The 12064-nt window shown below is 61.7% G+C and carries 12 protein-coding genes; 10 read left to right on the top strand and 2 right to left on the bottom strand.

Features of this window, described 5'->3' with window-relative positions; all coding sequences use genetic code 11:
* Nucleotides 1-29 precede the first annotated feature (29 nt).
* Entirely contained in the window at nucleotides 30-659 is a 630-nt protein-coding gene (locus ACLH0I_RS15350; protein WP_411384642.1) for a LysE family translocator, read from the top strand.
* 57 nt (nucleotides 660-716) lie between these two features.
* The gene (locus ACLH0I_RS15345; protein WP_411384641.1) at nucleotides 717-1397 is read left to right on the top strand and encodes a class I SAM-dependent methyltransferase; all 681 of its coding nucleotides are present in this window, start codon (nucleotides 717-719) and stop codon (nucleotides 1395-1397) included.
* On the opposite strand, the gene ACLH0I_RS15340 is transcribed toward ACLH0I_RS15345, so the two are convergent.
* On the bottom strand, nucleotides 1386-2039 hold the full coding sequence (locus ACLH0I_RS15340; RefSeq protein ID WP_411384640.1) for a phosphoglycerate mutase family protein: 654 nt from the start codon (nucleotides 2037-2039) through the stop codon (nucleotides 1386-1388). The two genes, ACLH0I_RS15345 and ACLH0I_RS15340, sit on opposite strands and share 12 nt — an antisense overlap.
* Nucleotides 2040-2204: 165 nt before the next feature.
* On the bottom strand, nucleotides 2205-3446 hold the full coding sequence (locus tag ACLH0I_RS15335) for an OprD family porin (protein ID WP_411384639.1): 1242 nt from the start codon (nucleotides 3444-3446) through the stop codon (nucleotides 2205-2207).
* 241 nt (nucleotides 3447-3687) lie between these two features.
* Here ACLH0I_RS15335 and ACLH0I_RS15330 point away from each other — a divergent pair, with 241 nt between their 5' ends.
* The 8 genes from ACLH0I_RS15330 (at nucleotide 3688) to ACLH0I_RS15295 (ending at nucleotide 11891) form a co-directional block, all read left to right on the top strand.
* Entirely contained in the window at nucleotides 3688-4635 is a 948-nt protein-coding gene (locus ACLH0I_RS15330) for a LysR family transcriptional regulator (protein WP_186705595.1), read from the top strand.
* Nucleotides 4636-4726: 91 nt separating this feature from the next.
* Nucleotides 4727-5518 (top strand): putative hydro-lyase, encoded by a 792-nt coding sequence (locus ACLH0I_RS15325; protein ID WP_411384638.1) that lies wholly within the window; start codon nucleotides 4727-4729, stop codon nucleotides 5516-5518.
* 30 nt (nucleotides 5519-5548) lie between these two features.
* Complete coding sequence (locus tag ACLH0I_RS15320) at nucleotides 5549-6088, top strand: hypothetical protein (RefSeq protein WP_411384637.1); 540 nt, start codon at nucleotides 5549-5551, stop codon at nucleotides 6086-6088.
* Nucleotides 6089-6197: 109 nt separating this feature from the next.
* On the top strand, nucleotides 6198-7133 hold the full coding sequence (locus tag ACLH0I_RS15315; protein ID WP_411384636.1) for a LysR family transcriptional regulator: 936 nt from the start codon (nucleotides 6198-6200) through the stop codon (nucleotides 7131-7133).
* A 97-nt stretch (nucleotides 7134-7230) separates the two neighbouring features.
* A complete protein-coding gene (locus ACLH0I_RS15310) occupies nucleotides 7231-8610 on the top strand; it encodes a UDP-glucose dehydrogenase family protein (protein ID WP_411384635.1) in 1380 nt (459 codons plus the stop codon).
* A 177-nt stretch (nucleotides 8611-8787) separates the two neighbouring features.
* The gene (locus tag ACLH0I_RS15305) at nucleotides 8788-9495 is read left to right on the top strand and encodes an HPP family protein (protein WP_411384634.1); all 708 of its coding nucleotides are present in this window, start codon (nucleotides 8788-8790) and stop codon (nucleotides 9493-9495) included.
* 134 nt (nucleotides 9496-9629) lie between these two features.
* A complete protein-coding gene (locus ACLH0I_RS15300) occupies nucleotides 9630-10736 on the top strand; it encodes an enoyl-CoA hydratase/isomerase family protein (RefSeq protein ID WP_411384633.1) in 1107 nt (368 codons plus the stop codon).
* Between the two features lie 3 nt (nucleotides 10737-10739).
* Nucleotides 10740-11891, top strand: a complete 1152-nt coding sequence (locus ACLH0I_RS15295) for an acyl-CoA dehydrogenase family protein (RefSeq protein ID WP_411384632.1) — start codon at nucleotides 10740-10742, stop codon at nucleotides 11889-11891.
* Nucleotides 11892-12064 lie beyond the last annotated feature (173 nt).

Genomic DNA, 12064 nt, shown 5'->3' with positions numbered 1-12064 from the left:
GTCGAGGCTCTTCCCTCGGAGTGATCCCCATGCCGGACACCGCCAATCTCTACCTGTTCGTGGTTGCTGTCGTGCTTCTGCTGATCGTTCCGGGGCCCAACATGGCCTTTGTCACCAGCCATGCGTTGGCCCACGGCTGGCGTGCCGGCGTCGCTGCGGCCCTCGGCATTTCCTTTTCGGACCTGCTGATGACGATGATGGTCAGCGCTGGCATTGGCGCGCTGGTGATGAGCTGGGCGCCGGCGTTCGATGTGCTACGTCTGGCGGGGGCCGGTTATTTGCTGTGGCTGGCCTGGCAAGCACTGAGAACGCCAGCCGCGACTCAGGACAGCCAACTGCAGGCAGCTTCGCTGTGGAAAATCTTCTGCCGAGGCGCCCTCAACAGCCTTTTGAATCCCAAGGCGCTGCTGTTCTTCATGGTGTTCCTGCCTCAGTTCGTTGACGTCAAGGCTGGCAGCGTGAGCCTGCAATTGATCTTCCTCGGAGCGTTGCTGGCACTGATTGCCCTCGTCTTCCATACGCTGCTGGGTGTTTGCGCCGCGCAGCTCAAGGCGAAACTGGGCAACGGTGGGATTTCAAGGCGCCTGGGCACGTATGGTTTTGCCGGGGTCATGGCAGCGCTCGCGGCACGCTTGTTGTTTCTTGATCGACCGCTTTGACCCGCGACGCCTCAGGGGGTGTCCTATGCTTACCTCATCCACTGCGGAGCTGGATCAATGTCGTCACCCGAAACCAAACTCCTCCAAAGTTGGCACCACAATGCCCAGGCCTGGATCGAAGCCATCCGCAGCGGTGCCATCGAAAGCCGCCGGACCGTCACCGACCAGGCCATGCTGCTGGCAGTGCAGAGCCGCCGGCCCGAGCGCGTGCTGGATCTGGGCTGCGGCGAAGGTTGGTTGTTGCGGGCGCTGGCGGAACGGGGCATCGAAGCGGTGGGTGTGGATGGCGACGCGACGCTGGTCGAAGCGGCCCGGGCGTCAGGTTCCTCGCCGGTGCATCTGGCAAGTTATGAAGCACTGGTGGAGGCGACGGTGGACGTCGGCAGCGGCTACGACCTGATCTGCGCCAACTTCGCCCTGTTGCACCAGGACATCATCCCGTTGCTCGCCGCGATGAACGCCCTGCTCAGCCCAGGCGGCGCGCTGGTGCTCCAGACGCTGCATCCCTGGACCGTGGCGGAGGGCAATTATCAGGACGGTTGGCGAGAAGAAACCTTCGATGGGTTCAAAGGCCAATGGCAGCCCATGCCGTGGTACTTGCGCACCTTGTCCAGTTGGCTCAACGCCTTGGAGATGGCGGGTTTCCGACTGGCAAGCCTGCAGGAGCCGCAGCACCCGCAAAGCCCGGTGCCGCAGTCGTTATTGCTGGTGGCCGAGCAATCCCCCTCATGGCGTTAGCGACTCGACGGTAAAACAGCCCGAGCGATAAACCCTGTGCGCCTGCATGCCGCGCTTTTGCAGGGCTTTGCTGACGGTTCTGAGGAACATGCCGTGAGACACGATGATTGTGGCCTTCCCAGCCTCGCCGCCGATTTTGTAAAGCTCATCGGCCACACCGAGGGCCCGCTGGTGTTCGGCTTTTCGGCTGGCGGCCCCCAGTGAAATCCCCAACAACCAAAGGATCCTGTGCAACGCGAACCAATGCCTCAAGCCCATCTTCACGACGGGAATGTTGCTCAACCGCAGGTCAAACTCACGTAATCGAGCATCCTGTTGGATACGCGCCACGTCGAACAACCGGCAGGCCGTCGCATAGGCTCTGTTGACGGGCGAGGACATGATGTTGGCTTCGCTCGCCAGGAGCATTTGAGATACGTTTGGCTGGCTCAGGAAGGCTGCAATTTCAGCCTCATCGATGGACGAGGTCTGGTTGTATTCATCCAGCCGAAGCTTGGCCGAACGGGCATTGCAGGGTTTGTAATCGACCAACGGCGTGGCATGGCGTATCAGGTAAATCACGGCAACAGCTCCTTGTTTCCCGGCGAATCCCTTTCGAAGCGCACCTGTATACAGGCAACGACGCCATTCAGCGAGTGCCATGCCGCTTATCCAGGTGATACATCTGTGGCGAGGGAGCTTGCTCCCGCTGGGCTGCGCAGCAGCCCCAAACCCAAACCAATGCATCAGGAAAATACGGTTGGCAGTTTTTTACGACGGCTGCGCCGCCGAGCGGGAGCAAGCTCCCTCGCCACAGGTTGGGAGGTCTTACCAAAGCGCCACGGTGTAGCTAACGATCAACCGATTCTCATCCAGGTCATTGCCAAAATTCGAGCGCACCGTCGCGTTGCGCCATTTCAAGCCCAGCCCTTTCAACCTGCCGTCTTGCACCACATAGGCAATATCGGTGTTGCGCTCCCACTCCTTGCCTTCGCCCGGGGTGCTGCGCTGGACGTTGTCGCCAGTGATGTAGCGGGTCATGAAGGTCAACCCGGGTACGCCAATGGCGGCAAAGTTGTAGTCATAACGCGCTTGCCAGGAACGCTCGTCGATGTTGGCGAAATCGCCGATCTGCACGAAGTTGACCAGGTACGGATCGCTGCGGCCGATGTAGGGGAACGGATCGTCACCGCTCATGCGCTGGTAGCCCAGGCCCAACGCATGACCCGCCAGGCTGTAGGTGAACAAGGCGCCGAAAGCCTGGTTGTCGAGTTCGCGGAAACTGCCGTCTTCGGTACTGCGCGAATAACGCACGTCACTCTTGAATGACTGCCCTGCGCCCAGGTCCAGGGTGTGGACGAACCCGAGGTAGTTTTGCTGGTAGATGTCTTCCAACTGGCTATAGCGGTATTGCGCCGCGAGGTTCGGCAGGAACTGATAGTCCGCCCCGGCGAACTGAAACCTGTCGCTGCTGCCGCCCATGCGGTTGGCGGTCATGTCCTGGTAGTCGGTGGAGTCGACAAAGTTGATCTGGGTGAGTTGCCCGGCGGTCAGCTTCAAGCGATCGATTTCCTGCACGCTCAGCAAGCCGCCCTTGAACGTGCCCGGCAACAGGCGCGTGTCGTTGGAACTCACCGCCGGGTCCTTGATCTGCAACGTGCCCAGCTTCAAGGTGCTCTTGGACAGGCGCATCTTGGCGGTCAGGCCCAGTTCGCCATAACGGTCCTGGGAACCGCCCGACAGATCCGCCGGCAACAGATTGGTGCCCGCCGTGCCGCCGCCGGAATCCAGTTTGAAACCGGCCATGCCCAAGGCATCGAGGCCGAAACCCACGGTTCCGGCGGTGTATCCCGATTCCATTCGCAGCAGGAAACCCTGGGCCCATTCCTCGGCCTTGTCCCGTGCGCCGTCCTGGCGGAAGTCGCGGTTGAAGTAGAAGTTGCGAGCCTCCAGGTTGCCTTTGCTGTCGGCGATGAAATCGGCCTGGGCGTTCGGCACGCCGATCAGGCTCAGGCCGAGCAAGGTGCCCGCTGAGGTCCAGGTCCGTCGAGGGAATGTGGCGTGTTGCATGGCGCGCTCCTTTTATGGGCGCGAGCGACCCCTCCAGGGGCTCTGCGCACGCCTCGTTATTGTTGTCATGGGGATGCCGGCGCAGTGGGCTTGCGTCGTGGAGCGGATTCTTTGTGTCGAATCGGCGCAGCGTCAAACGGGAAAAAAGCCGGATCGGTCATAAGAAAATTTGATGCGCCCGATGGCTCGATCTGGAGTAACAATTGCAACCATAAGAACCACACGCACCCAGAGAGCCTCCATGAACCTCAAATTCCTCGAAACCTTCGTCTGGGTTGCCCGGCTGCAAAGCTTCAGCCTCACCGCCGAGAAGATGTTCAGCACCCAGGCGGCGATCTCGAGCCGGATCGCCTCGCTGGAAGAAGAGTTGGGCCTGCGCCTGTTCGTGCGGGATTCGCGCGGGGTCTCATTGACACCCGAAGGCCTCAAGGTGCTCGACTACGCCGAACAAATGCTCGACGTCCAGCGCGCATTGAAACAGTCCCTGGACACTAGCAGTCCGCAGCAAGGCCTGGTGCGCATCGGCGTGATGGATACGGTTATACACACTTGGCTCAGCCCGCTGATGTCGATGCTGATGCAAGCCTTCCCCGCCGTGGAAATCGAAATCACCGCCGATGCCGCGCGCAACCTCTGTGAGCAATTGCAGAAAGGCTACCTGGACATCGTGTTCCAGACCGATCTGGTCCGCCACGAAAGCGTGCGCAACCTGGAACTGGGCCACTACCCCATGCACTGGATCGCCGCGAGCCAATCGATCTATGCCCGGCCCTATGCGTCGCTGGTGGAGATGGCCGGCGAGCGCATCATCACCTTCGTCAAGCATTCGCGTCCGCACCAGGACGTGCTCAACCTGCTGTACGCCCACGGCGTGAGTGCGCCGCGGGTCAGTTGCGTCAATTCGGTCTCGGCCATGACCCGGCTGATTCGCGACGGCTTCGGCATCGGCGCCTTGCCGGCCGCGCTGGTGGCCAAGCCCCTGGCCAGTGGCGAATTGATCCAACTCGACCCCGGCACCGCCCTGCCCCAACTGGACGTCGTGGCGTCCTGGCGCGCTGGCGTCGGCCTGGAGTTGATCGAAAACATCGTCCAGATGAGCCGTCAGGTGGTCAGCCAGTACGCCGTCGATGTCGGGCCATTGCGCATGGTGGCGGCCCCCGGACTGAACAGCCAAGCGCCTCTCGAATAACTTTTAGTTGTCGCGGGGTACCAATATTCCTTGTTGGACGTCATCGCCACGCTGTTCCCAAAGTAGCGAACGACCACTTGGAGAACCCGTGATGACGTCCTTCGAACAATTACAACAATGCTCACCCGTTGCCCTGCGCCAAAGCATCGCCGCCGGCCAATACCAAGGCCATACCAGCGGCCTGGGCCAAGGTCGCGTGCAAGCCAATATCGTGATTCTGCCCGGCGACTGGGCCAATGAATTCCTGCGCTACTGCACCCTCAACCGCCAGGCCTGCCCGGTGCTGGACGTGACCGAGCCAGGGGACCCGTTCTTTCGCAACCTGGGTGCCGCCATCGATATCCGTCATGAAGTGCCTCAATACCGGGTCTACCGCAACGGCGAGTTGAACGAATCGCCCCTGGACATCGAACACTTGTGGCAGGACGACCTGGTGGCCTTCGCCCTCGGTTGCTCATTCTCCTTCGAGCAACCGTTGCTGGAGGCCGGCATCCGTTTGCGGCACATTGAACTGGGGCGCAATGTGGCGATGTTCCAGACCAACATCGACACGCGCCCCACCGCCCGACTGTCTGGCAAGATGGTGGTGACCATGCGGCCGATGAAGGCCGCCGCGGCCATCCAGGCGATCCAGATCACCGGACGCATGCCCAACGTCCACGGTGCTCCAGTGCATATCGGCGATCCGTCACTGATCGGCATTCAATCCCTGGACACGCCGGATTACGGCGACGCCGTGCCAGTGGAAGCCGACGAAATCCCGGTCTTCTGGGCCTGCGGCGTGACGCCTCAATCGGTGATCCAGGCCTCGCGCCCACCGTTGTGCATCACCCACGCCCCGGGCTGCATGCTGGTGACGGACTTGTGGAACAGTGATTTGTAAGCCACGAATGACAATCTGAAGGGATACACGATGAACACGGCTCAGCAATCGATTCAACAGTACATCAATGCCAAGGACGGCAACCGCCCGCACCTGCTGGACCAGGCCTTTACGCCGACTGCTATTCTGGACATGGTCGTGCGCACCGGCTCCATCACGTTTCCTGGTCACGTTGAAGGCCGTACCGCCATTGGCGATGTGCTGGTCAGTCGCTTCGGCCAGGCCTTCGAAAACGTCTACACGTTCTGCCTGGCCGCGCCACCGCCAGTAGACGCCGAAGCGTTCCAGTGCAAATGGCTGGTGGCGATGTCGGACAAGAGCAGTGGCGAGGCGCGGGTCGGTTGTGGCCTGTATGACTGGCACTTCGATTCGCAGTCGCGACTGGCCGAGGGATTGACCATCACCATTGAACACATGAAGACCCTGCCGGCGACCGATCTGCCGATGATCATGGCCTGGGCATCGAGGCTGGACTATCCGTGGTGCCGGCCGGAAGCGGCTGTCGATAACGTGCCGGATCTGCATGAGTTGCAAGAAGTGGTCTTGTATATGACTAATGCCGGGCAGTGAAGAATATGAAACCTGCCTAGCGACTGCGGGAGGAGACTTCCCTGTGGGGGGTGACTCCTCTCGCCACAGTTTCCATGCTTTCCATGACTGCGCCAAGGAACCGCCCCAAGTGAACATCAAGTTTCTCGAAACCTTCGTCTGGGTGGCCCGCCTGAAGAGCTTTCGCCTCACCGCGGAGAAGCTGTTCACCACCCAGGCGTCCATTTCCAGCCGGATCGCCGCCCTGGAGGACGAAATGGGTGTGCGGCTGTTCGTGCGCGATTCCAAAGGGGTGTCGCTGACCTCCGAAGGCCAGCGCGTGCTGGAATACGCCGAGCGCATCATGGATACCATGCAAAGCATGAGAGCCGCGATCAAGGATCCGCGCCAGGTGCGCGGCCGGATCCGCATCGGTGCGATGGATACGGTGATCCACACCTGGCTCAGCCCCTTGGTCACACGCCTGATGGAATGCTACCCGGCCCTGGAAATCGAACTGTCGGCCGACACCGCGAGCAACCTCTGCTCACAACTGGAAAAAGGCTACCAGGACATCATTTTCCAGACCGACATCCTGCGCCTGGACAGCGTGCGCAACGCAGTGCTGACCCGTTATCCGATGCACTGGGTGGTACGCACCGGCTCCGCCTACGAACGCGCCTATGGGTCGCTGGAAGATTTGTCCCAGGAACGCATCGTGACCTTCTCGCGCAACTCAAGGCCCCACCAGGACATCCTCAATCTGCTGCACTCGGCCAACATCGTCTCGCCACGCATCAACTGCGTGAACTCGGCATCGGCCATCACCCGCCTGGTTCGCGACGGCTTCGGCATTGGCGCCATGCCCGCGGCGCTGGTGGTCGGTGAACTGGCCCAAGGCACCTTGACGTTGGTGGATGGTGTGCCACTGCCCTCGGTCATGGACATCGTCGCCAGTTGGCGAACCGGTGCCGGCATGGAGCGAGTGGAAGACATCGTCAGCCTGACCCGGGAAGTGGTTGGCGAGTTCGTTGCGCAACTGCCCGCAGCGTACCGCTTGGCGGTGCAAGACTTCAGCGGGCTGTAAGTGAACTGCAATATCCCCGACTTATTCTGAGCCCAGCGCACTGCGGCGAACGCAGGTTGTGCAGGTCGCCCACTCGGAATGATCCAGGGAATCCGCCATGAAGATCAGTGTATTCGGAAGTGGTTACGTAGGGTTGGTACAAGCCGCCGTGTTGGCCGAAGTGGGCCATGACGTGGTGTGCATGGACATCGACGAGCGCAAGGTCGACAGCCTGCGGCAAGGCCAGGTGAGCATTTTCGAGCCCGGCCTGGCCGCGCTGGTGCGTGAAGGGCTGGAGGCCGGGCGCTTGCACTTCACCTGTGACGAACAACTTGCCGTGCAACACGGCCAGGTGTTGTTTATCGCGGTGGGCACACCCTCCCGGGACGATGGCAGCGCAGATCTGAGCCAGGTCCTGGCCGTTGGCGAGGCCGTCGCCCGCTACCGCGAGCAACCGCTCATTGTGGTGGAGAAATCCACCGTGCCGGTGGGCACTGGCGACGTTCTGCGAGCGCACATCGACAAATGCCTGCTCAAGGCCAGTCGCTTGCTGCAGTTCGATATCGTCTCCAACCCGGAATTTCTCAAGGAAGGCTCGGCGGTCGCCGATTGCCGTCGTCCGGACCGCATCGTGATCGGCTGCGAGCGCGATGAAGTGCGCGAAACCATGCGTGACCTGTACGCGCCGTTCAACCGCAACCACGACCGGATCCTGTTCATGGACCTGCGCAGCGCCGAACTGACCAAATACGCCGCCAACGGCATGCTGGCGACCAAGATCAGCTTCATCAACCAGATCGCCGAACTGGCCGAACACCTGGGGGCCGACATCGAGTCCGTACGCCTGGGCATCGGCGCCGACTCGCGCATCGGCTACCACTTCATCTACCCGGGATGCGGCTACGGCGGCTCGTGCTTTCCCAAGGACATGCGCGCCTTGATCCACACCGCCGAGCAGGCCCATTGTTCCAGCGACTTGCTGCAAGCGGTGGAAGCCATCAACGGGCGGCAGAAGCACAAACTGTTCGAACGGATCAACGCGTTCTACCAGGGCGACCTGCGCGGCAAGACGTTCGCGCTGTGGGGCCTGGCCTTCAAGCCCAACACCGACGACATGCGCGATGCTCCGAGCCGCACCCTGCTGGAGTCGCTCTGGGCCGCGGGGGCCAGCGTCCGTGCATATGACCCGGAGGCGATGCAGCAGACGCAACTGCTCTACCCCGACGAGACCCGACTCATGTTGATGGGCACGCCGGAATCGGTGTTGCCGGGCGCCGACGCGCTGGTCATCTGCACCGAATGGCAGCCCTTCAAGGCGCCGGACTTCGACCTGCTCCGGCAGCGGCTCAAGGCCCCGGTGATTTTCGACGGTCGCAACCTGTTTGACCCGGACCGCATGGCCGACAAGGGCTTCACCTATTTCCCGATGGGCCGCGGGCAATCCCGCGGCCTGCCCATTGCCCAGCAGACCTGGTTCCCAGCCTCCAGAAGTGCTTGAGCGCGATCGTTACCTCAAAATTAATGCACTCAAGCAGCATTAATATGAATTTGTAAGCGAGGGTTGTGACCGGCACACTGTGCACCGTTCCTCCCCCAACTGTTGGAACACTTAAAGGGCTTTCTGGGATCTCCCCGTAAGCCCCTTTTTTTTGTTCGTTTTTTGGATTTTCGCTTAATGCTTTCTCGCTGGATCCCCGCCGCTATCAATACCCGTCCCACCGAATGGAGCCGCGCCGCCATCGGCATGGCATTGGGGACCCTGTTCAGTGTCTGGCTATGTGGCCAGGTCTTTGGCCTGGAGGTGGCACAACACCTGATCGGCCCCCTCGGTGCTTCGGCCGTGCTGTTGTTTGCCGTGTCATCGGGTGCCCTCGCCCAGCCGTGGTCGATTGTCGGCGGTTACCTGTGTGCGTCGGTCGTGGCGCTGCTGGTGGCCCATGTATTGGGGCGTACGCTGGGCAGCGCCTGCCTGGCGGCCGGCATGGCGCTGGTGCTGATGTGCTGGCTGCGTTGCCTGCATCCGCCGGCCGGTGCCTTGGCGGCGACCTTAGTGCTGGCGGATCCGTCTATCGTTGCCCTGGACTGGCAGGCGGTTGGCGCGGCCATGCTGGCCGGTTCCGGGTTGCTCACCTTTGCCCTGGCCTACAACAACCTGACGCGGGTGCGCTATCCCAAGCGCGCCAGCGAACCGGTGGCCGTCATACCGGCTGACCACCCTCCCGTCGACCGCCAGGCCATCACCGCCGAAGACCTGAAATTGGCCTTGGCGGAAATGGAGGCATTCTTCGACGTCACCCCGGAAGATCTGGAACAACTCATCCACGTCAGCGAGCGAAATGCCAAGCGCCGCAGCATCACGGAGGTCCTTTCAAGTCGCGGTTGAGCCTGTGGCTGCTATAAATATGCAGACAGGACCTGCACGTATCCCGGTTGTGCAAGGCAAATTTGCACTGGTACGATCCTGATCGGGTACGCGCGACACAATTCATAAAAAACAATAAAAGCAGGGAGTTAGCGATGACAGCTCAGGTTTCATCCCAAGCTGCGGAAACCATCGAAGCCGTGGCCCATGAGGTGCTGGTCGACGTTCGCAATCACGTTGGCCACTTGACCCTGAACCGCCCCGCCGGCCTCAATGCCCTGACCCTGGGCATGGTGCGCAGCTTGCAGCAACAACTCGACACGTGGGCACTCGACCCACAGATCCGTGCCGTGGTAATGCGTGGCGCCGGTGACAAAGCGTTCTGCGCCGGCGGTGATATCCGCTCGCTCTACGACAGTCACAAACAAGGCGATACCTTGCATGAAGATTTCTTCGTCGAGGAATACGCCCTCGACCTGACGATCCACCACTACCGCAAACCAATCCTCGCCTTGATGGACGGCTTCGTGCTGGGCGGCGGCATGGGCCTGGTGCAAGGCGCCGACCTGCGGGTCGTGACCGAACGCAGTCGCCTGGGCATGCCAGAAGTCGCCATCGGTTATTTCCCCGACGTCGGCGGCAGTTATTTCCTGCCGCGCATTCCCGGTGAGCTGGGGATCTACCTGGGGGTCAGCGGCGTACAGATCCGCGCCGCCGACGCGTTGTACTGCGGGCTCGCCGACTGGTACCTCGACAGCCGCAAGCTCAAGCAACTGGACGAGCGTCTCGATCGGTTGGAATGGCACGACACGCCGCTCAAGGATCTGCAAAGCCTACTGGCCAAACTCGGCCAGCAACAGCTCCCTGCCCCGCCCCTGGCCGACTTGCGCCCAGCCATCGACCATTTCTTTGCCCTGCCCGACGTACCGAGCATGGTCGAGCAGTTGCGCCAGGTCACCGTCGCCAACAGCCATGAATGGGCGGTGAAGACCGCCGACCTGCTGGACAGCCGCTCGCCCCTGGCCATGGCCGTGACCTTGCAAATGCTGCGGCGCGGCCGGCATTTGAGCCTGGAAGACTGTTTTGCCCTGGAGCTGCACCTGGACCGGCAATGGTTCGAACGCGGAGACCTGATCGAAGGCGTGCGCGCCTTGCTGATCGACAAAGACAAGCACCCGCGCTGGAACCCGCCGACCCTGGAGGCGCTGGACGCCGACCATGTGGCGAGTTTCTTCGACGGCTTCGACGACCACGGGAACTGAGCCATGCACGACCTCGAACTGACCGAAGAACAAGTGATGATCCGCGACATGGCCCGGGACTTCGCCCGTGGTGAAATCGCCCCCCATGCCCAGGCCTGGGAAAAAGCCGGCTGGATCGACGACGGCCTGGTGGCGAAGATGGGCGAACTGGGCCTGTTGGGGATGGTGGTGCCGGAAGAATGGGGCGGCACTTATGTCGACTACGTGGCCTATGCCCTGGCGGTGGAGGAAATCTCCGCGGGCGACGGTGCCACCGGGGCGCTGATGAGCATCCACAACTCGGTGGGTTGCGGGCCGGTGCTGAATTTCGGCACCGATGAACAGAAGCAGACGTGGCTGGCGGAGCTCGCCAGTGGCCAGGCCATTGGCTGCTTCTGCCTGACCGAGCCCCAGGCCGGTTCCGAAGCCCATAACCTGCGCACCCGGGCCGAACTGCGCGATGGCCAGTGGGTGATCAATGGCGCCAAGCAGTTCGTCAGCAACGGCAAGCGGGCGAAACTGGCGATTGTGTTTGCCGTGACCGATCCGGAGCTGGGCAAAAAAGGTATTTCGGCGTTCCTGGTGCCCACCGATACGCCGGGGTTCATCGTTGATCGCACCGAACACAAAATGGGCATCCGCGCCTCAGACACCTGTGCGGTTACCTTGAACAACTGCACCATCCCCGAGGCCAACCTGCTGGGCGCGCGTGGCAAGGGCTTGGCCATTGCCCTGTCCAACCTGGAAGGCGGCCGCATCGGCATCGCGGCGCAAGCCCTGGGCATCGCCCGCGCAGCGTTTGAAGCGGCGCTGGCCTACGCCCGCGATCGTGTCCAGTTCGACAAGCCGATCATCGAGCACCAGAGCATCGCCAACCTGCTGGCCGACATGCACACCCGCATCAACGCCACCCGCCTGCTCATCCTCCACGCCGCCCGGCTGCGCAGCGCCGGCAAGCCGTGCCTGTCGGAAGCCTCCCAGGCCAAGCTGTTCGCCTCGGAAATGGCCGAAAAGGTCTGCTCCTCGGCCATACAGATTCATGGCGGGTACGGGTATCTCGAGGATTACCCAGTAGAACGCTACTACCGCGATGCGCGGATTACCCAGATCTACGAAGGGTCGAGCGAGATACAGCGGATGGTCATCGCCCGGGAACTGAAACACTACCTGGTGTAGCGGCAGGAAAAGCATCGCGAGCAAGCTCGCTCCCACAAGGTTCAGCGGCGTACACAAAGGCTGCGCACACCCCCGATCCACTGTGGGAGCGAGCCTGCTCGCGAAAGCGATGCATCTGTCACAACAATACCGAATGTTCCGCCGCTATCGCGGGCAAGCCCAGCTCCCACAGG

Origin of the sequence: Pseudomonas sp. MPB03 (assembly GCF_046605385.1) — a bacterium.
GTDB classification, from domain to species: Bacteria; Pseudomonadota; Gammaproteobacteria; order Pseudomonadales; family Pseudomonadaceae; genus Aquipseudomonas; species Aquipseudomonas zanjanensis.
This window is presented reverse-complemented; position numbering and strand designations above follow the sequence as displayed.